At 33.0% G+C, this 22,118-nt stretch carries 29 protein-coding genes; 13 read left to right on the top strand and 16 right to left on the bottom strand.

Annotated elements, in window-relative coordinates:
- Positions 1–3: 3 nt before the first annotated feature.
- Both STK_RS03315 and STK_RS03310 read right to left on the bottom strand, forming a co-directional pair.
- Entirely contained in the window at positions 4–1,125 is a 1,122-nt protein-coding gene (locus STK_RS03315) for a citrate synthase/methylcitrate synthase (RefSeq protein ID WP_010978565.1), read from the bottom strand.
- A complete protein-coding gene (locus STK_RS03310) occupies positions 1,103–2,254 on the bottom strand; it encodes a DUF763 domain-containing protein (RefSeq protein ID WP_010978564.1) in 1,152 nt (383 codons plus the stop codon). The genes STK_RS03315 and STK_RS03310 overlap by 23 nt, the downstream gene beginning before the upstream one ends.
- Positions 2,255–2,290: 36 nt before the next feature.
- On the opposite strand from STK_RS03310, the gene STK_RS03305 reads away from it, so the two are divergent.
- The gene (locus tag STK_RS03305) at positions 2,291–2,953 is read left to right on the top strand and encodes a metallophosphoesterase family protein (protein WP_010978563.1); all 663 of its coding nucleotides are present in this window, start codon (positions 2,291–2,293) and stop codon (positions 2,951–2,953) included.
- Here the strand turns inward: STK_RS03305 and STK_RS03300 are convergent.
- From STK_RS03300 to STK_RS03280, 5 genes are all read right to left on the bottom strand, one after another.
- Positions 2,941–3,588: a peroxiredoxin gene (locus tag STK_RS03300; RefSeq protein ID WP_010978562.1), complete on the bottom strand. Its 648-nt coding sequence runs from the start codon at positions 3,586–3,588 to the stop codon at positions 2,941–2,943. The two genes, STK_RS03305 and STK_RS03300, sit on opposite strands and share 13 nt — an antisense overlap.
- A gap of 99 nt (positions 3,589–3,687) precedes the next feature.
- Positions 3,688–4,662 (bottom strand): DHH family phosphoesterase, encoded by a 975-nt coding sequence (locus STK_RS03295; RefSeq protein WP_010978561.1) that lies wholly within the window; start codon positions 4,660–4,662, stop codon positions 3,688–3,690.
- Positions 4,663–4,673: 11 nt separating this feature from the next.
- Positions 4,674–5,276 (bottom strand): cysteine hydrolase family protein, encoded by a 603-nt coding sequence (locus STK_RS03290; RefSeq protein ID WP_010978560.1) that lies wholly within the window; start codon positions 5,274–5,276, stop codon positions 4,674–4,676.
- A 25-nt stretch (positions 5,277–5,301) separates the two neighbouring features.
- Entirely contained in the window at positions 5,302–5,892 is a 591-nt protein-coding gene (locus STK_RS03285) for an endonuclease V (protein WP_010978559.1), read from the bottom strand.
- Positions 5,874–6,344, bottom strand: coding sequence for a protein-tyrosine phosphatase family protein (locus STK_RS03280; RefSeq protein ID WP_052846895.1), 471 nt, complete (start codon positions 6,342–6,344; stop codon positions 5,874–5,876). Before STK_RS03280 ends, STK_RS03285 begins: the two co-directional genes overlap by 19 nt.
- Before the next feature lie 65 nt (positions 6,345–6,409).
- Between STK_RS03280 and STK_RS03275 the strand changes: the two genes are divergently transcribed.
- A complete protein-coding gene (locus STK_RS03275; RefSeq protein WP_156013805.1) occupies positions 6,410–7,189 on the top strand; it encodes a KaiC domain-containing protein in 780 nt (259 codons plus the stop codon).
- On the opposite strand, the gene STK_RS03270 is transcribed toward STK_RS03275, so the two are convergent.
- Positions 7,190–7,756 (bottom strand): GMP synthase subunit A, encoded by a 567-nt coding sequence (locus STK_RS03270; protein WP_010978556.1) that lies wholly within the window; start codon positions 7,754–7,756, stop codon positions 7,190–7,192. It lies immediately after the preceding gene.
- A 51-nt stretch (positions 7,757–7,807) separates the two neighbouring features.
- Here STK_RS03270 and STK_RS03265 point away from each other — a divergent pair, with 51 nt between their 5' ends.
- Positions 7,808–8,281 (top strand): NUDIX hydrolase, encoded by a 474-nt coding sequence (locus STK_RS03265; protein WP_010978555.1) that lies wholly within the window; start codon positions 7,808–7,810, stop codon positions 8,279–8,281.
- Positions 8,282–8,301: 20 nt separating this feature from the next.
- Here the strand turns inward: STK_RS03265 and STK_RS03260 are convergent, their stop codons facing one another.
- The gene (locus STK_RS03260; protein ID WP_010978554.1) at positions 8,302–9,660 is read right to left on the bottom strand and encodes a RuvB-like helicase; all 1,359 of its coding nucleotides are present in this window, start codon (positions 9,658–9,660) and stop codon (positions 8,302–8,304) included.
- Positions 9,661–9,792: 132 nt separating this feature from the next.
- On the opposite strand from STK_RS03260, the gene STK_RS03255 reads away from it, so the two are divergent.
- Positions 9,793–10,650 carry a carbohydrate kinase family protein gene (locus tag STK_RS03255; RefSeq protein WP_010978553.1) on the top strand — a complete coding sequence of 286 codons (858 nt, stop codon included), beginning with the start codon at positions 9,793–9,795 and terminating at the stop codon, positions 10,648–10,650.
- The gene (locus STK_RS03250) at positions 10,647–11,702 is read left to right on the top strand and encodes a DNA polymerase IV (protein WP_052846370.1); all 1,056 of its coding nucleotides are present in this window, start codon (positions 10,647–10,649) and stop codon (positions 11,700–11,702) included. Before STK_RS03255 ends, STK_RS03250 begins: the two co-directional genes overlap by 4 nt.
- Here the strand turns inward: STK_RS03250 and STK_RS03245 are convergent.
- Positions 11,679–12,119 carry a hypothetical protein gene (locus STK_RS03245; RefSeq protein WP_052846894.1) on the bottom strand — a complete coding sequence of 147 codons (441 nt, stop codon included), beginning with the start codon at positions 12,117–12,119 and terminating at the stop codon, positions 11,679–11,681. The genes STK_RS03250 and STK_RS03245 overlap by 24 nt on opposite strands.
- A gap of 17 nt (positions 12,120–12,136) precedes the next feature.
- Here STK_RS03245 and rtcA point away from each other — a divergent pair, with 17 nt between their 5' ends.
- A complete protein-coding gene (rtcA, locus tag STK_RS03240) occupies positions 12,137–13,156 on the top strand; it encodes an RNA 3'-terminal phosphate cyclase (protein WP_010978549.1) in 1,020 nt (339 codons plus the stop codon).
- Here the strand turns inward: rtcA and STK_RS03235 are convergent.
- Genes STK_RS03235 through STK_RS03215 form a run of 5 tightly spaced genes read right to left on the bottom strand, consistent with a single transcriptional unit; the run spans position 13,140 to position 17,558 of the window.
- Positions 13,140–14,141 carry an alcohol dehydrogenase catalytic domain-containing protein gene (locus STK_RS03235; RefSeq protein WP_010978548.1) on the bottom strand — a complete coding sequence of 334 codons (1,002 nt, stop codon included), beginning with the start codon at positions 14,139–14,141 and terminating at the stop codon, positions 13,140–13,142. The genes rtcA and STK_RS03235 overlap by 17 nt on opposite strands.
- 1 nt (position 14,142) lies before the next feature.
- A complete protein-coding gene (locus STK_RS03230) occupies positions 14,143–15,423 on the bottom strand; it encodes a glutamine synthetase family protein (RefSeq protein ID WP_052846893.1) in 1,281 nt (426 codons plus the stop codon).
- Positions 15,424–15,461: 38 nt separating this feature from the next.
- A complete protein-coding gene (locus tag STK_RS03225; RefSeq protein ID WP_052846369.1) occupies positions 15,462–15,683 on the bottom strand; it encodes a hypothetical protein in 222 nt (73 codons plus the stop codon).
- A complete protein-coding gene (gene taw21, locus STK_RS03220; protein WP_052846368.1) occupies positions 15,683–16,450 on the bottom strand; it encodes a tRNA 4-demethylwyosine(37)-methyltransferase Taw21 in 768 nt (255 codons plus the stop codon). Before taw21 ends, STK_RS03225 begins: the two co-directional genes overlap by 1 nt.
- Positions 16,392–17,558: an amidohydrolase family protein gene (locus STK_RS03215; protein WP_010978545.1), complete on the bottom strand. Its 1,167-nt coding sequence runs from the start codon at positions 17,556–17,558 to the stop codon at positions 16,392–16,394. Before STK_RS03215 ends, taw21 begins: the two co-directional genes overlap by 59 nt.
- Before the next feature lie 25 nt (positions 17,559–17,583).
- Between STK_RS03215 and STK_RS03210 the strand changes: the two genes are divergently transcribed.
- From STK_RS03210 to cutC, 7 genes are all read left to right on the top strand, one after another.
- Positions 17,584–18,411, top strand: a complete 828-nt coding sequence (locus STK_RS03210) for an SIS domain-containing protein (RefSeq protein ID WP_010978544.1) — start codon at positions 17,584–17,586, stop codon at positions 18,409–18,411.
- Positions 18,411–18,650, top strand: a complete 240-nt coding sequence (locus tag STK_RS03205; RefSeq protein ID WP_052846367.1) for a hypothetical protein — start codon at positions 18,411–18,413, stop codon at positions 18,648–18,650. The genes STK_RS03210 and STK_RS03205 overlap by 1 nt, the downstream gene beginning before the upstream one ends.
- 93 nt (positions 18,651–18,743) lie before the next feature.
- Positions 18,744–19,331 carry a hypothetical protein gene (locus tag STK_RS03200; protein ID WP_069168176.1) on the top strand — a complete coding sequence of 196 codons (588 nt, stop codon included), beginning with the start codon at positions 18,744–18,746 and terminating at the stop codon, positions 19,329–19,331.
- The gene (gene cobA, locus STK_RS03195) at positions 19,328–20,050 is read left to right on the top strand and encodes a uroporphyrinogen-III C-methyltransferase (RefSeq protein WP_052846366.1); all 723 of its coding nucleotides are present in this window, start codon (positions 19,328–19,330) and stop codon (positions 20,048–20,050) included. Before STK_RS03200 ends, cobA begins: the two co-directional genes overlap by 4 nt.
- Before the next feature lie 32 nt (positions 20,051–20,082).
- Positions 20,083–20,220: a YHS domain-containing protein gene (locus tag STK_RS03190; protein ID WP_375781466.1), complete on the top strand. Its 138-nt coding sequence runs from the start codon at positions 20,083–20,085 to the stop codon at positions 20,218–20,220.
- Positions 20,221–20,237: 17 nt separating this feature from the next.
- Positions 20,238–21,074 (top strand): glyceraldehyde dehydrogenase subunit beta, encoded by an 837-nt coding sequence (gene cutB / locus STK_RS03185; protein ID WP_010978541.1) that lies wholly within the window; start codon positions 20,238–20,240, stop codon positions 21,072–21,074.
- A 5-nt stretch (positions 21,075–21,079) separates the two neighbouring features.
- Positions 21,080–21,586 (top strand): glyceraldehyde dehydrogenase subunit gamma, encoded by a 507-nt coding sequence (gene cutC, locus STK_RS03180; RefSeq protein ID WP_052846892.1) that lies wholly within the window; start codon positions 21,080–21,082, stop codon positions 21,584–21,586.
- Here the strand turns inward: cutC and STK_RS03175 are convergent.
- Positions 21,537–22,094, bottom strand: coding sequence for a nucleotidyltransferase family protein (locus STK_RS03175; RefSeq protein WP_010978539.1), 558 nt, complete (start codon positions 22,092–22,094; stop codon positions 21,537–21,539). The two genes, cutC and STK_RS03175, sit on opposite strands and share 50 nt — an antisense overlap.
- Between the last annotated feature and the right edge of the window lie 24 nt (positions 22,095–22,118).

Genomic DNA, 22,118 nt, shown 5'->3' with positions numbered 1-22,118 from the left:
ATATTACCTACTATCAATTGGAATATATTTCTTTCCTATTTCCCCTTTATAGTATGCTTTAGGCCTAATTATCTTATTATCTTTTATATACTCCATGATATGAGCAACCCAGCCAACTACTCTGGCTGAAGCAAAAACTGCCGGAAAGAAGTCTGGCTCGAAACCTAAAGAGTAGAAAACAATACTGGAGAAGAAATCAACATTAGGATATATACCTTTAGGACCTAAATACTTTATTCCAATCTCTTCAACTTTCTCAGCTATTTGATATAAAGTATATATTTCTCCTCCTTCTTTTTCAGCTAATAGTTTAGCATACTGTTTTAATATTCTTGCCCTTGGATCATAAGTTTTATAAACACGATGTCCAAATCCCATTATTCTTTGTTTGTTAGAAAGCCTATTTAGAATATAATCGTTAACTTTTTCGGGAGATCCAATTTCCTTAAACATTTTTAGTGCCTCATAGTTTGCCCCTCCGTGCAAAGGCCCTTTCAATGCTGATATCCCAGCTACTATAGAAGAATATAAATCTGAAAAAGTAGAGGCTACAACTAATGAGGCAAAGGTTGATGCGTTCATTTCATGATCAATATGTAAGATTAATGTGACATCCATAGCCTTTGATTTTATTTCATTTGGTCTATCTCCATATAGCATGTACAAGAAATTCTCCGAGTGTGAAAGTTTAGGATCTGGCTCAATTATATCTAGCCCTTTTCTTAATCTTGCATAATTAGCTACAATAGTAGGGAATTTTGAAATTAATTTTATGCCCTTTATATCAGTTCGTTCATCATTTTTTGAATCTTCAATACCAAGTAAGCTCACAGCAGTTCTTAGTATATCCATTGGTTGGGCATCTTTTCTCACTTCTCTTAGAAATTTTATTATAAAATCTGGTAAGTATCTTTCTTCCCTTAGCTTTTCCTGGAACCAGTTTAATTCTTCTCTATTTGGTAATTTACCATATAATATTAGGTAACTTACTTCTTCAAAATTAGAGAATTCAGCCAAGTCATATATGGAGTAACCTCTATAATATAACCTACCTAGTTCCCCGTCAATATATGTTATCTCTGTTTCTTTAACATAAACGTCTTCAAGACCTTTCTTTATCTCCATACTTTACCATCTCTTTTAATTTATTTAAGGCAAAATCTTTATCTTTCCTTTCAAGCTTAGCTTTTTCTATAATATCTTCTAGTGTATAAATAACCTCCCATGCAACTTTCCTATTTACGGGAAACGGAATTCCGTCTTTACCACCACTAGCAAAAGCATATTTAAATGGATCATATGGGTAATTTACCGGGTCGTTGTATGAAGGTGGTTCATTATATATCAGATCAGCAACCAAATATAATGCCCTCGCTGTAGAGGGACCTAGTCCATTAAGTAAAACTTCCTCTAAATTTGAGGGATTATATTCATATAATTGCTGTAATACATTCTGTATTTTGTTTACATCTATAGGCTTCATATAAATTAATTTAGCTTGTGGAGAAATTATGACGTTGAACGCTTTATTGAAAGAATCTAAGGTAGTTTGACCTTTAAGCATAGACATGGCTCTTTTAACTTGACCAACAATATTAGAAGGTCTTTCTCTAACTAGATCTACTATTAATTTTCTTGTATTTTCTTTATCTTTTTCAACTACGTTTATTGCTAGGTTCTGCTTAGTACCAGCTATACCAGAATGAGGTTCACTTACAAAATTTTCTGTTTCCTTCCAGTGATATCTTCTTGCAAATCTAGTTTCTATATTCATACCCTGTTGTATTATACCCCACTTACCTGTTGTTGTTACCATAAAAGAATGATGATAAAGAGTGTGAGAATCTTGTATTAGCACACTATCGACTTTAGCTACTAATCTACTAGCTCTCACAAGTTTTTCATAATCTAAGTCGAACTTTTTTGAAAGGATAAATAGCTCTTCTGGCACTTTTATTGCATTTCTACCTTTTCCTCCTAGAAACGCTATTCCTTCCTCTTCAGGTTTTATAACTTCTTTTAGTATTCCTAAAGTTACGGTCGTAGAACCAGAAGAATCCCAATCCATTCCTATAATATTGTTAAATCCTTGAAACCATAATGGGTTAGAAAGCCTTTCTACAACTTTTTCTGGTCCCCATTCAATGACCATAATATCTATAATGGCTTTACTTAATCTTTTCATAATTTGAGCTAACCATGGAGGAACATGACCAGTATGTAGCGGTAAATCCGCTATTCCTTCTAATTTCACAATTAAATTTCTTATGCAGAAAGAATAATTTAAATTATGCTTATAGCTTCTACGTCAGATATTCATTCACCAAAATATCTTACGCAATTCTTTATGGCATATAATAATATCAGAAATGTAAAAATAGACTTATTCCTCCTAGCTGGTGATCTAGTTAATGAAGGTGAGTATAATCATTTCTATCCTATATATGATGTCTTGAAAAAGTATACTACAGTTGCAGTGTTTGGTAATGAGGATTTTGCAGAAAAAAGAGAATATTATAGGAAATATTTTGATAAGATCATATGGCTTGAAGATGAAGTTGCTAAATTGGATATCAATGGAAAAAAAGTAACTATAGTAGGAAGTGAAGGTGTATTAGAGGAACCAACTAAATGGCAAAAACTTAACGGATTTGATGAAGAATTCTACAGAAAAAGAAAGGAGAAAATTCTTAGAATGTTATGTGAAGATGGAGATCTAAAAATATTATTAACTCATTATGCCTCAAGTTTTTCTACTGTGGTTGGGGAAAGAAAGAGTGCTTATCCACAGTTAGGTGATAGAATTATTGAAGAGGCAGAATGTTTGCCACATATCGCAATACATGGCCATGCACATTATGCAAAAATAACATTTAGCGTGGTCAGGAACGTGAGGGTTTATAATGTAGCTTTACCGGCAAATAAAAAAATTGTATTGATTCAGACTTTCTGATCTGGTGGAAGTTCTTCATATTTCTTGAATAATAAGTACCATGCTTTTGCATTTGGTAATTTGATTCTCATTTCTGCTTCATCAAATATGGCTGGTGGCGGTACTATAACGTCTTGACCAGGTTGCCAATTTGCTGGAAGTACTACTTTTGCTTTATAGTTAACTATTGCAGCTTTAGTTATTCTTAACAATTCGTCAATATTTCTTCCAAACTCCATTGGATATTGAGCAACAAATCTGATTATTCCATCCGGTGATGCTAGAACAACAATTCTTATAGTTTGACCGGAGGCCTCATCTAATGCATCTAACATCCTTGCTAATTTCTTGTCTGGGTCTGCTATTACTGGGAATGGTACTTTTACGCCGTATCTCTGTTCAATATCCATTAACCATTGTATATGAGAGTAAATACTATCAACACTTAGTCCAACAAGTTCTACACCAAGTTTTTTGAATTCCTCATACTTTTGCGAGAATGCTACAAATTCTGTTGTACATACTGGTGTAAAGTCTGCTGGATGAGCGAATAGGAATAACCATTTTCCTTTACCAAATATATCTTTGTAGAAATCAATTGGACCTTTTGTTGTTAATACTTGAACATCTGGGAACTTAGAGTATAGTTTGACCATTTAGAATCACTATAAGTTAGTATCATTTCATGTTTTTAAATTATTTTTAAATGAAAGTTAATAGATGAGTTTATATATTAAGAAGACGAATATCGATGTTTATATCCTTATGTCTTTTCTTTGATAAGGCACATAACCTATCTCATTAATTACATTAATTACAATATTACTCACCCAATCTAACAAAGGTTTTCTATAACCTAATTTATGAAGCAAGAACCTCCAAAATGGAGCTTTTAACCCAGCACCAGCAGCTAAAGGATGTCCACCACCACCTAACTTTTCTGCATATTTTCTGACCTCAATCAAATTACTCCTAAATGATATAGCCTTACCATTAATAGAAGCAAATACTACAGCGTTATATCTATTCATTAAGAACTGTGATGCATAACTTATATCTGGCGGACCTTTCCATCTTACAGCGACAACAACATTCTTTCCATTTATATTAAGAACTCTAATATATTTTGGTAATTTCTCATATCCTTTTAATTCTTTATCTATTTGATCTACGAGAATTTTCTCAAACTCTTCATCCCATAATATTCCTTGATAAAACTTTTTTATAAGATACTCCTTCCAACTATAATCTCTGTTAGATTCAACAACTCTTCTTAGTTTCTCCCCCATAGGGTCATCATGTAACCAAATATCTACAGAACAATCTGCACTAGTTAATTTCTTAGAAAACTCGTCGTTAGGATTTAAATATTTTACAATAACTCCAGCACCACAAGTAGAAGTATCATGATAAACTTCTACGCCAATATCTGAAAGCGTTTTCTTCCATTCTTCTTTCCAAACATGATGATCAAACCATTGAATTTTTGCTCCTTGTGAAATTAGCCTCTTTAAGCTTTGAAGTATACTATCAAACGTTGAGGCATTAATACCAATGTCTGCTATCATTATGTTATTTACTCCTCTTAATTCCAACTTACTCAAAAAGTTATGAATCTTAGTAGGTTCAGTAAAAAATACTTTTTTAGGAAGATCATTTACAGCTCTAGCGTATACGGCAGCAGATGCAGTACCATCAAAATCATTATGCACTATAGCGTAATAATCCATAACCAATAAACCTACATTCTAGTAATAAATTTTACTCCAGATGAGTCGGTAATTTTTCCTTTATATAGAAAATCTACTTGTCTTAGTGTTGCATAGTAGTCGAATTCCGTTATCGCTGAAATCCCGTCTTTTACCATAACTACATTATACCATCTTAACGCAGCACTTCCAGCAGTATGTAAAACACAAATATTCGCTACTGTACCAGTTACTATTATATTCTTAATTCCTTTAACCCTTAAAATATAGTCTAAGGGTGTCTCAAAGAAAGCATCATAACGATATTTCTTTATTATAAAATCATCTTTTTCTGGTTTAAGCTCTTCTACTATTTCAGCTCCCCAAGTACCAGCTAGTGCATGTTCTCCCCAAATTTTAAATTCTGGGTCATCTTTCATGTGCCAATCTTGAGTATATATTATCAGAGCATTTGCATTTCTTGCCTTATCTATTAGATTCCTTATTGCTGGTATTGTAGTCTCTGCATTAGGAACATATAATTTACCTTCCTTTCTTACGAAATCATTTTGCATATCTACAATAAGTAATGCTGTGTCAGAGGGAGAAAGTAAAACTTCTTTTTCCTCTGGAATTGGAGGTAGTTCAACTTTCATAATTTATAATACGAACACATGTTTATTATTCTTTTTTCTTCAAATCTTTTGAAAGTTTATCCGCGAGTTTCAATACTTTAGGATATCCTTTCTTAGCTAAATCTATTACGTCAGAAAGATCCGTCTTATTACCTATGCTAAAAAAATACTTTCCTACTTTTACACCTAACTTTTCACCATGAAGAATAACATAAGTTATATTATTTTCTACTACTAGATCTCCAGTTAACCTAGATTTAGCCACACCTATAGTCGGTTTATCTAATAAAACACCAATGACTGTAGCTATCCCACTCTTTCTAGGATGTGTTAAGCCATGTCCATCTACTAAAATTAAATCACACTCATATTTTTCCACAGCTTTTATCATCAAGGGAGCTTCTCTTACGAAAAGAAATGTTGGTATATAAGGAAAAAAGACATCCCCTTTTACGAGATTATATTCAATTTTTCCTTCTTCTTCTTTTACAGCAACAGCATATCCAATATTTCCCTTATAAGCAATATCTGTTCCACAAATTCTTTTAACATTTTCTATTCCAAGATGCTGAATTTTCACATTTTTTGCTATTAACTTTTGAAATTTTATAAGAAAATCTATAATATAGTCCTCCATTTCTCCTTCATCTTTTCAAGTTGTAAGAGAAACAATTGTTGCTCATAAGTTTGTACAGCCCCGGGCCTATAATTTCTTACTTCTTCAATTGCTTCTCCACTATCTAAATCTTCCTCGAACATTAAATACCCTGCTATAATTGTTCCAGTTCTTCCAATACCACCAACACAGTGAACAAGATTTGCATAACCTTTTTTTAACCATTCATAAATTCTAAGGAACTGATCGAAAGTTGGTGCATAACCATCTGGTATTGGTTCATGTAAAAATTCAAATCCTTTCTCTCTTAAGAGAGAGAAATAATAATCCATTGAACCCCAAGCTTCTTCTATTTCCCATTCTTCTGGTAAAATAAGAATTCTTTTTACTCCTTCTCTTTTCCATTCATCTAGTTCATCTTCTGTATAAGGTATGGGAGATCCGCCAATTATACCTTTTCTAACCCAGTACATCATTCCTCACTCAGCAGATCCGCTGTTCTTCATCACAATTTATTAGGATATACACAAATTTTAAGATTATGATTAGACTGTCAACTGGTATACCAGAATTTGATAAACTTATAGAGGGAGGGATACCTCAAGGATTCTTTGTTGCAGTTACTGGAGAGCCTGGTACTGGGAAGACTATTTTCTCTTTACATTTTATTGCTGAGGGACTTAGGGAAGGAGATAACTGTATATATGTTACTACTGAGGAAAGTAGAGATTCGATTGTAAGACAAGCAAAGCAGTTTAATTGGGATTTCGAAGAGTATATGGAGAAGAAACTGATTATCATAGATGCATTAATGAAAGAAAAAGAGGATGAATGGAGTTTAACAGAGCTGAATGCTGAGGAGTTAGTGAATAAAGTTATAGAAGCTAAACAAAAATTAGGGACTGGAAGAGCAAGACTAGTTATTGATTCAGTAAGTGCCCTATTTCTTGATAAACCCGCTATGGCTAGAAAAATAAGTTATTACTTAAAGAGAGTATTAAATAAATGGAAGTTTACTATTTACGCTACGTCGCAATATGCAATTACAACATCGCAAGCCTTTGGATTTGGAGTAGAACATGTAGCTGATGGAATAATAAGATTTAGAAGAGCTATAAAGGACGGAATGTTGCATAGATACGTTCTCATAGAAAAAATGAGACAAACTAATCATGATAAATACGTTTGGGAGATTGATATTAAGCCAGGAAAAGGAATTGTATTACTAGGTAAAATAAACGAGAGAAGAGAGGATTATGCATTACCTCCTAAAGTTATGCAAAAGATTAAGGAAGCTAATGAGGATAAAATTACATAACTATTTCTTGCAAGCTTCTATGAAATTCTTAAATACTTCTATGCCTTTTTCGGTATGCTTAACTTCTGGATGAAACTGCACTCCAAATATTGTATTGTCCTTATTTACCATTGCTTGGACTTTAGCATTTTCACTATTTGCTAAAATTCTGAACCCTTGAGGTGGAGAAATTACTTCATCGGTATGACTTTCCCAGGCATTAATAGATGGTGATAATCCTCTTAAGATGGTATCTTCATCGTTTATGTTCACTTTTACTAATCCATACTCTGGTTTTGTTGCCTTCGTTACTTCACCACCTAGAACCTTTGCTAATAATTGATGACCTAAGCAGATGCCTAGTTTAGGTTGAGAAGTTCTAAGGACATAATCTACAGCATTACCCATTTTGTTTAACTCTGTAATAACCGAATAAGGACCTCCGCCAAAAATTATACAATCATAATCTTTTAGAATTTCAACCGGTTTTTCTGGAGTTATAAGAACAGCATTTAAACCTAGATATTTTAAGTCTTTGACTATTAAGTGATTATATTGACCTCCAAAATAAATTACAGCAATTTTCACACTTGAAAGTTCATTTTCAAAAATATAAGCTTTGGGTCAGATTAAATAAATATGAATGAATGTAAGGCTGCAGTCGTTGCTCTTATTTCTGCAAATGGTAAAATACTTTTAATCAAACGAAAAGAAAACAAAAATGATCCTTGGAGCGGTCATATTGCATTGCCTGGAGGAAGAAGAGAAGGAAATGAAGAATGCTCATTCACTGCAATTAGAGAGTGTTTAGAAGAAGTAGGAATAAGACCATGTAACTTAATTGAACTAGGTATTTATTATCCAAATAATATGCCTACGATGCTGGTTAAAGCTTATGTAAGTTGTATTGATAAAGAAGTTACATTGCAAATTCAAAAAGAAGAAGTTGATACAGCTTTTTGGGCAGATATTAACAAACTTGAAAAAGGGAAGGGGGACGAATATTATTTTAATGGTTATCGTATTTGGGGTATGACATATAGAATATTAAGGGATATTATAGACAAAAAAATATACGAAAAATGTATTCAGCCAGGCAACAATACATCATAATTCAGTGCCGTTGCCTTTCATCATTTTAGTAGTAATTTCTCGTATTCCTTAACATATTCCACACTTCTTCTGAAATCTGAGAACAATTTCGATGCTTCTAGTACATCTTCTTCTTTTATCACATTTCTACCGTTTCTTTGTGCAATTACATAAGAAGGCTCAAGGAGCTGGACGGAATATCTTAAACTATATTCTACGCCTAGCTTCGTTAAAGTCTCTAACGCTTTCTCTTCTAGATGAACATCAATTTCGTCTGCTCTTATTTTTAGAATTTCTCTTATTTCATCAGCAGTATATGGTCTTGTAGGTATTATTAGTAATCTATCGAGTAGATCTAGTGGCATACCGTGTGGAGATTCTATGTCGGTACCCCTTATTTTTGTTATACCTCTATTAGTAGCTAAAATTAATATTGGTGCTAGGTCAGCTTCTAATGCTTTAGTTAAGAATGAGAATGCTTCTATATCTAACATATGTGCATCATCAATAAATAATACACCAGGTACGAGTTCAGCTTCTCCCCTATTTATCATATCTTTTACTAATTTATCTACACTTTCTCTTATCTCACTGTTTATTTCTCTTTCTGTAAAGAAACTAAATAACGCTGTTATAGAAATATTTCTAGCTGCTACGTTTAAATCTAAATCATGTAATGTTACAGTTATTGTGGTTTCTTTTTCCTTCTTAACCGGGCCAGTAGGAATATCAACTTGTCTAATAGTTTCTATATCATAAGTTTTAGCTCCTTCAAACCCCTTAGCCTTACCAACTTTACTTACCTCTCCAGTTTGAGCGTCGATCCATATTACATCTCCCTTTTTTACATTAAGTTGAACTAGTTGTTCAGCAATGCTATCTCCCACATTTAGTGTTTTCTCCTCATCCTTAGTAGCTAGAACTATTTGTGCTTCTCTAGGCATAACAGCATAAGGATTTAATCTACTTCTTGCTACTTTTAATTTTACATCCTTTACTACACCTTCATAAACAATTCTCCTTTGCTTAATCCTAACGCCTATTGATTTTCTAATAGCTTGTGTGAGTATTTCTGTCTTCTTTAACTCTGTCGAATAAACTTCAGAAGCATTCATTGTAGTAAAGGGTGTGTCTTCTCCAAGCTCTTTGGCTATTGCAACAGCTAAGGCCGTTTTTCCAGTTCCAGGAGGGCCTACGAATAGTACCCCTTTTCCGGCCATTTTACCTTGTTTGATAAGTTGAACGACAATACCTGCAGCTTCACGTGCTTCTGTTTGCCCAACTAGACCATCAGCCTTAAATTTGGCTTTTCCTTTTTCATCTAAACCTAATCCAGAAATATGACTATGAATACTTGCTCTTTCGCGTTCAATCTTTCTTATCTCTCTAATCTCTGCCATATTCGTTATATTATATATTACTATAAGCTTTTGAGATTATCCTTTTAAGTTACTAACATGAAAATTATATGTAGTGATGAAGACCTTTGGTACTGATATGTGCTGAAGTGGCGGCTGTCTGAGGTTTGAGATATGAAACCTATACATTTATCAGTGGGTAGATTTAATATAGATATTATTGTAAATATAGAAAAAATGCCTGATACAGACGAGTTTCTAACTACTGATTTAATGGAAATTATGCCAGGTGGTGCTGCAGTAAATTATGCTGTAGCTATAACAAAGTTAGGGCATAGTAGCAAGTTATTAGCAAAAGTAGGGAAAAACACTATAACTCAGAGTCTAATGGAGAGTATAGCTGAAATGGGTGTAGGACTTGATTATGTAGAAGAGACTAATGCTCCACAAAGTATGGCATTAATATTCTTAAGAAAGAATGGCAAGATTTCTATGGTAAGAAAACTTGGTGCTTCAACATTAATTACCCAAGAAGACGTGAAAAAGTATTTTGGACTTTTCGATACTATCCATTTTGCCTCAGTTCCTCCAAACATAGTTGTGAGAGATCCGATGGCAAGATTAATCTCTTATGACCCTGGCCCCTTCAGTAAAGATGTTAATGAAGTAGATGTTGATGTACTTTACCTAAATGAGAAAGAAAGTAAGGCAATTAATTTAGATAAGATTAGAGCTAAAATCATTGTAATTAAAATGGGAGAAAAAGGAGCGAAAGTAATTACTGAAAATCAAGAGTGCTATGTTGAAGCATACAAAGTAGACAATATTGTAGATACGACTGGTGCAGGAGATGTTTTTGACGCTACGTTCAATTACTCTCTTTTAGAAGGATTAAGTATTGAAGAAGGATTAAAATTAGCTGTGACCGCATCTGCAATTAAGATACAAAGGCTTGGCGGAATAAGCTCACCAAATCTTAATGAAGTGCATGAAGCACTAAAAATCTATGAGCCTAAGGTAAAATGTATATGATAATATTGTTTGTGGATTTTGATTATTTCTTTGCTCAAGTAGAGGAAGTTTTAAATCCTCAATATAAAGGAAAACCTCTTATAGTCTGTGTTTATTCTGGTAGAAATGAGAAAAGTGGAGCTGTAGCGACAGCTAATTATGAAGCTAGGAAGTTAGGAGTAAAAGCTGGAATGCCTATATCAAGAGCAATGGAATTAGCACCAAATGCAATATTCGTTCCAATGCACAAAGAAGTATATACTGAGGTTTCTAATAGAATAATGAGCATAATCAGTAGCTATTCGGATAAAATTGAAATAGCTAGCATAGACGAGGCCTACATCGATATAACTAGCAAGGTGAAAAATTTTGAAGAGGCGATAGAATTAGGAAAAAAATTAAAACGAGAAATAATGGAGAAGGAAAAGATTACAGTAACAGTTGGAATCGCACCAAATAAGGTTTTTGCAAAAATCATTGCAGATAGAGTAAAACCAAATGGATTAGGAGTAGTAAAACCAGAAGAAATAGAGGAGTTCATCAAAAGTATTGATATAGATGAGGTTCCTGGTGTAGGTAATGTTATTTCTGAAAGACTTCATTCATTAGGTGTAAATAAGTTGATAGATATTTTATCTGTTTCATTTGATAAATTAAAAGAAGAGATAGGGGAAGCTAAGGCATTTTATCTTTATAGATTAGCCACAAACTCTTATTTTGAGCCGGTATTAAATAAAGAAAGGGTACCGCATGGAAGATATTTGACATTACCTAAAAATACTAGAGATATAAAAGTGATAGAACTTTATCTGAAAAAAGCTATAGATGAAGCATACAACAAAATAGAAGGTATACCTAAGAGAATGACTGTGGTAACTATCATGCAGGACTTAGACATCGTAAGTAAAAGTAAAACTTTTAAAACTGGTATAAGTAAAGAGAGAGCTTATACAGAATCAATTGAATTATTAAAACAAATTTTACAAAAAGATAGTAGATTAGTTAGAAGAGTTGGAGTAAGATTTGATAATATATACAAATCGAAGGGATTAGACGTTTTCTTCAATAGTTAACTGAACAACATTTCTCACTTTAGTAACATCGATTCTTCCAAATTTAGCAACATAATTTATAAAACCTTTAACACCCCTCTCATTAATATTAGCATCCTTTAGCACGCTTATGTTGACAAATAAAGGTATTCTGTTACTTTTCAGATACTTATCTATTTTTATTAAGTTGCTGATCTTTTTGAAATCTTCTTCTATTCCCTCAGCTGTAACAATAATCTTATCCCCCCTTATTATAGTCTCCATATAATCAATTTCTCCGAATTTATCATAAACTAGAACAAATCTAGCTAGTCTTCCTCCTTCAACGTCTTCATAAAAATTTAATGCTAATACGAAATCACCGTTTCGGGTAATTGGAATAATTATTAACTCTTCTGTGCCTATAATTTTGGCAATAGCATTTATTTTCACACGCATTCCTATATTCACCAGTCATGATTGAAATAGACGGTTCATTTGGTGAAGGAGGAGGACAAATTTTAAGAACATCTTTAACACTTTCAGCATTAACTAAGAAACCATTCAGAATATATAAAATTAGAGCAAATAGACCAAAACCTGGTTTACAAAGACAGCATCTTACAGCTGTTGAGGCAGTAAAAAAATTAACTAATGCTAAAGTAAAAGGAGACTTTGTAGGATCAACTGAACTAGTTTTCGAACCTGAAGATATAGTAGAAAAAGGAGACTTTGAATTTGACGTAGGAACTGCGGGAAGTGTAACCTTAATTCTACAAACAATACTGCCTTTATTAATTAATAGGAATATAAAAGTTACCATTAAAGGAGGTACGGATGTTCCTAAATCTCCTTCAATAGATTATATACGATTAACCTTTCTCTCTCTGTTAGAAAAAATAGGAATTAGAGTAAATTTAATACTTATTAGAAGAGGACATTACCCAGAAGGAGGAGGAGAAATCAAAATTACAGAAGTAAAAGGAAACCCTTCTTCATTCTCTTTAATGGAAAGAGGAGAGTTATTAATGATAAAAGGGATCTCCCACGTATCGTCTTTACCATCACACATAGCTGAGAGACAAGCTAAGTCAGCTAAAGAATTTCTTCTCTCAAAAATAAAGATTCCAGTAGAAATAGAAATTGATGTCAGGGAAAATGAAAGAAGTAAGGGCTCCGGTATCGCATTAACAGCGATTTTTGAAAAAACTTTTCTTGGCTCCGACTCTTTAGGAGAAAAGGGTAAAAGGGCTGAAATAGTAGGTGAAGAAGCAGCTAAATCTATCTATGAAGAAATTATAAGCAATGCTACCGTCGATAGACATATGAGCGATATGTTAATGCTATATGCTTCATTATATTATGGCGAATATATAGGTTCTGAACTCACATCTCATGCAAGAACTAATTCAGAGATTATCAAAAAGTTTCTTAATGTGAATATTCAAATTTCTGGCGAAAAACCATTCATTTTTAGAGCTAAGAAGGAATTATGACAGCCCTTCCCAAAATTCTCTCTTGCATTAAATCATTTAAGGCATCATTTATTTCATCTAGATAATAAGGTACGGCAAGAGTTTTTAACTTACCAGAATTATAAAGATTAATTACCCCTTTCATATCGTCCATAGTACCATAAAGAATTCCTTGTACTTTAAGTCCTCTTAACACTAATAATTGTTCTGGAATGGATAATTGTCCTCCAAATTCGCCTACTATTCTAAGTTCACCTCTTCTATCTAAAAGCCATGCTACTTCATCAAGAGTTTCGTCAGATCCTACAAAATCTATAATATAATCAAATTTTTTTCCTACTATAGAAGTATATAATGATGGAAAAGTTTTTTTCCTATAATATACATGATCAGCCCCAAGTTCTTCAGCTTTAGCCAACCTTGTTGGATTACGACTAACTACACTTACTTCGGCTTTAAGACTTTTTAAAATTTGTATTGCCAAAAGTGCAACAGCTCCAGTCCCAACAACTAAAACCTTATCACCTTCTTTTATACCTCTAGTTGCACTATATGCTGTTACTCCAGCATCTGCCAAAGGGGCTAATTGAATTGGGTTACCTTCAACTCTCATAAGGAAATCTTCATCGGGTACTTTCACATATTCTGCGAATCCCCCATTTAAATGAACTCCCAACACTTTTACTCTTTCACAGAATTGATAATACCCCGCCTTGCAATGTTTACATTCTTTACAACCAAAAGCATTGTATACCATAACTAAATCTCCTTTTTGGAATTTTGTTCCTCCTTCAACTACTTCACCTATTATTTCATGACCTAAAATAATTGGGGTATTAACGGGTACTTCGTATTGCCAGTCTCCCATTATTACATGTAAGTCCCCATGACAAACACCAGTAGCTTTAACCTTTAATAATACTTCCTTATCAGACTCTAAACGGGGCAACTGAACATCTTCTATGCTTAATGGTTTACCTATTTCTCTGAAGACAGCAGCTTTCATGTTACCATCCAGACTTGAGATAAGAATTAATTTCCCACTCTGTTATTTCTTTTTCGTAATCTTCAATTTCTTTCTTCTTCAATTCAATGAAGGTATCTACTAATTCTTTTCCAAGGTAATATTTTAGTTTTGTATCACTATCGAGCTTATATAACGCCTCCTTAAGATTTGTCGGAAGAGTGCTAACTTCATAGTTAACATCAATATCAAGTCCTTTCTCTATTCCATCAATCCCAGCAAATATCATTGATGAAAGTAATAAGTATGGATTAGCTAAGGGATCAGCTAATCTAAATTCGAAAACACCTAAATCTCTATATGTAGATGGTATTCTAATTATAAAATGTCTTTCATTCCCTATACCAGCAACATTGGGTGTAACTACTTCTCTGTATCTCTTATAAGAATTTATGGTTGGGGCAGCTATAGCCAGTATAGAGGAAATATGTTCTAATATACCAGCTAAGAAAGAATATAGTATCTTGCTTAATCCTAATCCTCTAGGATCCGAAGTATCAACACCTACAGACTTATTCTGTGTGTCAACCAATTTTATGTAAATATCCATGCTACTACTTGGGTACTCTTTAAATGGTTTTGGCATAAATGTTGAATATAAATGGTATAGTCTCGCAGTATCTCTAATGATTTCTCTAGCTGTAATCAAGGAATCTGCTTCTTCTAATGCCTCACCCATACTGAAAGTTATTTCGTACTGTCCTGGTGCATAATGCTTATTTATATATTGAACTTGAATATTTACACTTTCTAAATATTTAATAAGGTCTCTAAGAAAATTCTGTTGTTCCATAAGTCCTTCAGATGAGAACGCTCTAGCTTCATCTGCTGGAACTGGCTTCCCGTCTTTGAAATTAATTAGGTAGAAAGTAGGTTCAAAAGCAACTTTGATATTATAACCAAGTTCAGCAAGTTTATCAATTGATCTTGTTAATAACGATCTTGTGCATAAGGGATGAGGAGAATTATCTTGTGTAGTCAAGAAAGATAATACTCTAGCTGTTCTCTCTAAATATGGTATTAGTACGAATGTACTTATATCTGGAACTGCAAAAATATCGCCATATCTTTGCTTTATTGGAGTATCTTTATAATCAAGATAAAGAAGTGCTTCTGAATACTCTATACCTTTATTTAATGATTTCTCAAACTCAATCCTTCTCAAAGACCTTCCTCTACTGTTTCCTAAAATGTCAGCAAATACTACTCTAACGTAATCTACCCTTCCACTTTTTAGAACTTCGAGGACTTCATCTCTAAGCAACTTTCTCACAACTAATTAACTTATTCAATTTATAAGCATTAACGAAAACGACTAAAAATCTCACCAGCATATATTACTGCGTTAGAATATTCACTAAAAATTCCCCTTTCTATTACTTTTCCTTCAATTTCTAATTCTACTATGTACATGTATGTGTTATTTTTCTTTCTTCTATGAAATTTAATCGTATATACACCAGCATTAACAGTCTTTTTCTGAGAAACTTGATAACCTAATAACATTATTGTGTAAATATCCATTATTTTCTTATATCTACAACTACATGATAAACTTTTGGTTTTACACTTCTCACAATCCTCGCAAAAATTACGTTTGGATACATATCTTTTATCTTGTTTAAAGGATCCTCACCCTCTACTTCAGTAAATAAATGAATTATTCCACCACTTTTCACATGATCCCACGCTACTTTAAAAGCTTCTTCAGCTTTCTCTGGCAAAGGGGAAATTATCCTATCAGCTAATGGTAAATAATTTATTTTTTCGAAAGCATTACCATATATTGGAATAACACCGTACGCTTTATTAAGATCAATATTAACCATCATATAGTAATATGCAAAAGGATTAATATCTATAGAATAAACAATCTTTGGTTTTCCTAAGATATAAGATAGGATAGAAAAAGGTCCATATCCAGCGAACATATTTATAATTATCTCACCACTTTTTACTTCCTTAGCTATCCTTAGGTGCTCATATGACAATTTAGCAGAGAAAAAGACCTTTGTTATATCTAAAAAGTACTTGCAACCATGCTCTTTATATATAGTTTCACTTCTTTTTTCACCAGCCAAATGAACTAACGTAGATAATCTATAATCACCATGGGTATCCCTATATCTTCCCCAAACTGCCTTAATATATGTAAGCTTCCTAAGTAATTCCTCAGCAAATGGCTTAACATCTTCTGGGGTTTTATCAAAAGGTATTCCTATTACTGCTATATCACCTATTATCTCTACTCTTTTCCAGAGACCTAATTCTTTCACCAAGTCTTTTATCAATTTCCTCTACCCTCCTTAATCCTTCTTCTACATCCTTTAATCCCACATTTAGAGGTACTCCACCATCTAATACGCTCTCTCCACCTACAAATACAGTTTCTATGTTATAACCAGAATATATCAAGGATTCATAGGGAGAATTATAATCTAATGGAAAAGCTGGCGGTTCTCTATATTCATAGATAATCAAGTCAGCATCACTATTAATACCTAAATAGCCAGCGTTTAAACCAAGTTGCTGATGACCCCAAATGGTTATCGATCTAAAAGCTTCTTCAGGTGTTAACATTAATCTAGTTGAAGCTAAGGCAATCTCTTGTCTTATATCAAATGAAGGAACAAGGTCTAATGCCAAAGATGGTTTATATTCACTTAATGGAAACCTAGAGATTTCTAACGAAGGGGTAAAAGATAAATATATCTTATACTTCTTTATATAATCTAGATCACTTCTTGAACCTCCGCCTAATGCAATTATATTTTCTGGCAGTTCATCTTTTTTAAAACTTGATAAATTAACAGTTCGTTCAACTAGTACAACTATGTTAGTACTTTTTGCTACGTCAAAAACCTCTTTACTAAGGCTTTGGTCACATAATTTTAAAATAACGTTGTTACTTCCAGAGTGCGACCATCTGTTATACATCGCTTTAAACTCCTTTTCCCAATTATCCGGAGAGTTATTACACCCTACTGGGATAGCAATAATTGGTCTTAAACCTACATTAGTTACAGCTCTAGCTACGGGGTCTGGATATTTATCGCTAAATACAACAGTGGTAACGCCGGATCTTAACAAATGATATGCCCCTAAAAGAGCTAAATGATATACATCATTATTACTCATAACTGAAAGAAGATCATTAGCATTAATTTTTCCATAAAATATTCTAAATCTAAAAGGATATAAAGTAATGAAAGTATGGATAGAAATAAATCCAGGTGAGAGAAGCCTATCCCATCCGCCTATATCTAACTCAGCATCCTCATAACCAGCTAACTCTTCATTACTTACAACTTCTATTTTTCCTTCATTAACACCAACGTATACTTTCTTTAAGGGATTATCTGCCCCTAACGCTATTCCAGCTCTAATTATACTTTTCATTTGAACAACACCTAAATAATATTATATGAACTATATCAAGTTACTCGAGGAGGAATTAAATACTAACTATCAAGTAGATTCTCATATTCAACTAGATGAGGCGTATATAATAGGATCTGGAGATTCTTACGCTAGCGGTTTAGTCATAGAAGGGAAAAGTAAGAGGAAAATAACAGTTTTAGACCCTTATGAGGCATTAGAGGTTAATATTACTAAACCAACTGTTATCGTATCTGTCTCTGGAAAAACAAGGTATAACGTAATTCTAGCTAAAAAGTTAAGAAGTAAGGGCGTTAAGGTTATTGGAATTACAGCAAATTCGGAATCACCACTTGCTAAAGAAGTTAATGACGTCGTTATATTACCTTATAGGCCCAAAGCTAAACTTCCAGGTTTTTTATCCTTCCTAATGTCATTATCAGCTCTTTATTCTATGTTTAGATTTGAAGAAGATAAAGAGAGAGTAAATAAAGTTATTAACCTAGATAATAGTCCCTTCTTTATAGGTAAATCGGAAAATTATGGCGTAGCATATTTCAGTAGTTTAAAAATGGCTGAAGTTTTTGGTATACCATCTAATTACGAAAGACTCGAATTATTTGTGCATTCTCCTATATTCTCCTCAAGAAATAGAAATATTATAATATTATCTTCTGGTGACGAGAGAGAAAATAAACTATATAAAATGATTGATTTTACGATAGTAGAAGAGACTGGATGCGTAGGTGCGTTCTGTAACACTAGAGTTATTTTATCATCAATAATTTATAAAATGAAAAGAGATAATTGGAATAGAATCTATTTCCTTGAAGATGAAAAGATCCTAAATATTAGTTCTGAGATGATATATTGATGAAAGTACTAGATTTAAGACAAAGTGATACTAAGTGTGGAAGTAACTCTCCTGCTCTAAGTATAATGAGGTTTTGGCTTAGTGAAGGAGGGAATCAGGAAATTGAAATTATAGCGTTAAAGGGATTACAAGCGGATCAAGTTGAAATGTGGGCAGAAGCTATGAAGGAAAAAGGAGTTAAAATATTATCAAAATCTGATGAAGGGGATAAAATCGTATACAAAGTATATCTTCCATAAATCACTTAGGTCTTAATAGATTTTTTTACAATCTAAGTTAAATTGTCTAAGCCAATGAAAAAGCATTTTAGAAGTGAATTAGTTTATATATTTATGAACTATCTTGCATTAGCGAAATATAGCAGTTTAGTAATTCTTCTTGTTTCAGCTATAGTTTATGTATTTGGAGATCCAATAATAAAGTTACTCTCCTATCAAGGGCCTATTTTGGGTAGCGGAATTCTAGGATGGTATGTACTAAATTCATCTAGTAAGGATAAATACGTAGAGGACGATCAAGGTGAGAGAATACCAGTAATTTCAATAGCATTAAGAAAATACTCAATAATAGCCTTTGTAGTAAGTTTAGCAATTATAATCCCTTGGTTGACACCATATATGTTTAGGATTGAAGAAGAAAATCAGATACTTTTTGCTGGATCATTTACTTCTATGGCTATTGCCGGATTTTTAATAGGCTATTTTATATCATCATTTAAATTTATAGAGAAAATAATAATATATAGTCTAGGTTTTTTAGCTGATATTTTATACTTCTTTATAGTTTATGATGCAGCTAACATGTTTGGTTTCCCAGAAACCATCATTGTAAATTATATACTACTTCTAGTGTTCGGTCTGAAATTTCCTGAAGGAATATTATTTGGAGTTTATATAATTAAAAAAGTAAAGGCAATTTGATGGGAAAGGTTTTTATTGTAGGTGCAGGTCCAGGAGACCCTGAGCTAATTACACTTAAGGCTTATAACTTGATAAAAAAGGCTAATGTAATTATTTACGATAGATTAGTTCCAAAGACGTTATTAGAAGATACAAAAGCAGAACTTATATATGTAGGAAAAGAGATAGGGGACTCAAAACTTCAAGATTATATAAATGAACTCTTAGTAGAAAAAGCAAAGACAAATAGCATTGTTGTGAGATTAAAGGGGGGAGATCCTTATGTTTTCGGAAGGGGAGAAGAAGAGTGTATTTACGTATTATCTCACGGAATTGAATGCGAAGTAGTTCCGGGAGTAAGTAGTGCTATTGCAGTGCCGGCTTATGCGGGCATTCCGGTTACAAGCAGATTAACAAACTCCTCTAGCTTTACAGTAATTACAGGGACTAGGGCTGATAATAAAATCATTGATGCAAGTTATATTCCAAGAGAAGGAACTCTAATAATCTTGATGGGAATTCACGTAATAGAACAATTAGAGAGAGTTTTACTCTCAGTGAGAGATTATGAGGAATATGTAGCTATTATAGAGAACGGTACAACTGAAAAACAAAGAGTTATAACGGGAAGGCTAAAAGACTTATCTAAACTAATAATAGAACATAAAATAAGACCTCCTGCAATAATTGTTGTTGGAGATGTTGTGAAATTAAGAGAGAAACTTTGGAAGTTAACTTAAAAACATTATATGAGAACTTTAAAAATATGAAAATTAAAGACCCTGTTTGTGGAATGGATGTAGAAGATTCCACTCCTTATAAGTTTACCTATAAGGGAAAAACTTATTATTTTTGTAGTCCGATGTGCATGGCTGAATTCAAAAAGAGACCAGAAAAATATATTAAATAAGTTTGTTACCTAATTTTGTGTATCCGCCAAAGTTTGGATATGTTATTCCGGATAATCTAAACGAAGCTTTAGAGTTCTTAGAAGAACATCAAGACGCTAGACCATTAGCTGGTGGCCATAGTTTAATACCAATGCTAAAACTAAGATTAATAAGGCCTTCATATATTGTAGAAATCAGAAGATTCTCTAATTTAAGTTATATTACTAAAGATGGTAACTTATATAAAATCGGAGCATTAACTACGCATTATAACATCTCGAAATCATCAATACCTCTACTGAGTGAAACAGCTAGTAACATTGGAGATCCGCAAGTAAGAAATATGGGAACAATAGGGGGTAGTATTTCTCATTTAGATCCTTCCGCAGATTATCCAGCAGCTCTCATTGCAATGGATGCAAAAGTAAAAATTACAAGTAGAAAAGGAGACAGAGTGGTTAACTTTAAATCATTTGCAAAGGACATGTTCACTCCAGATTTAAATCCAGGTGAACTTGTTACTGAAATTCAGGTTCCAACATTTGAAGGTTACAAATTCTCTTATCAAAAGCTAGAAAGAAGAGCTGGAGATTTTGCTATAGTTGGTGTAGCATTACTCCTAAAATTATCTGGTGATGTGATTGAAGATGTTAGAATTGGATTAACAGCAGTAAATAATGTAGCTGTTAGAGCAAAAGGTGCTGAAGAAGAGTTACTCGGTAAAAGGTTAAATGACGAGATAATTGAAAAAGCGGCAACAAGAGCTATGGAGAGTGCAAACCCCACTTCAGATTTAAGAGGCTCTGCTGAATATAAGAAAAAGATGGTAAAAGTTTTAACTAAGAGAGCTATTATTACAGCGTTAAAGAGGTGAAACAGATGAAAATAATCAATAGTGATCAAAAAGTAAAAATTACATTAAAGATAAATGGCGAAAAGTATGAGACTGAAGTTGAACCTAGAAGATTATTAGTTCATGTACTTAGAGAATTAGGATTTACTGGAGTACATATTGGTTGTGATACATCAAATTGTGGTGCTTGTACGGTAATTATGAACGGAAAATCAGTAAAATCATGCACAGTGCTTGCAGTAGAAGCAGATGGAGCAGAAATACTTACAGTTGAAGGATTAGCTAAAGATGGAAAACTTCATCCAATACAAGAAGCTTTCTGGGAGAATCACGCATTACAATGTGGGTATTGCACCCCTGGTATGATAATGGAAGCTTATTGGCTACTTAGGGAAAAACCTAATCCAACAGAGGAAGAAATAAGAGAAGGCATATCTGGGAACCTATGTAGATGTACTGGATATCAAAATATTGTAAAAGCTATTAAGGCTGCTGCAGAGAAGTTAAGTCAGACTCCGTATCAACATCAGTAACAACTTCTACTCCGCATTCAACAAAACATAAATCACTTCTCTTTTTCAATATTTCTCTTGCTCCTATATCTCCAGATAATGAAAAAACTTGTTCGTATAATTTTCTTGAAATTAGAACTGGATTTCCTCTAATATTATTATACACTGGAACAACAGCCGAACAACTTTCTTTGAAATTTATAATAATTTTTCTTATAGTCTCTGAAGTTAATAGGGGCATATCTCCTAGTACTATTAAGACACCATCATAATCTTGAAAGAACCTAACTCCAAGCTTAATTGATTCACTTATACCCAGCATCCATTTAGGGTTATAGATAACTATTTCATTCTTTAAAAATGGTATCAATTCTTCTATATATTTACCAACAATTATTACTCTGTCTAAAAAACTGACTGACTCTATAACTCTTATTATTATCGGTTTTCCCATAAAATTCTGAATAAGCTTATTTTTGCCAAATCGTTTAGCTTCTCCTGCAGCTAGTACAACAGCACCAATTCTCATAAATACTACTATTTGTTATAATAG

The organism is Sulfurisphaera tokodaii str. 7, from assembly GCF_000011205.1.
In the GTDB taxonomy this organism is placed as follows: Archaea; Thermoproteota; Thermoprotei_A; order Sulfolobales; family Sulfolobaceae; genus Sulfurisphaera; species Sulfurisphaera tokodaii.
This window is presented reverse-complemented; position numbering and strand designations above follow the sequence as displayed.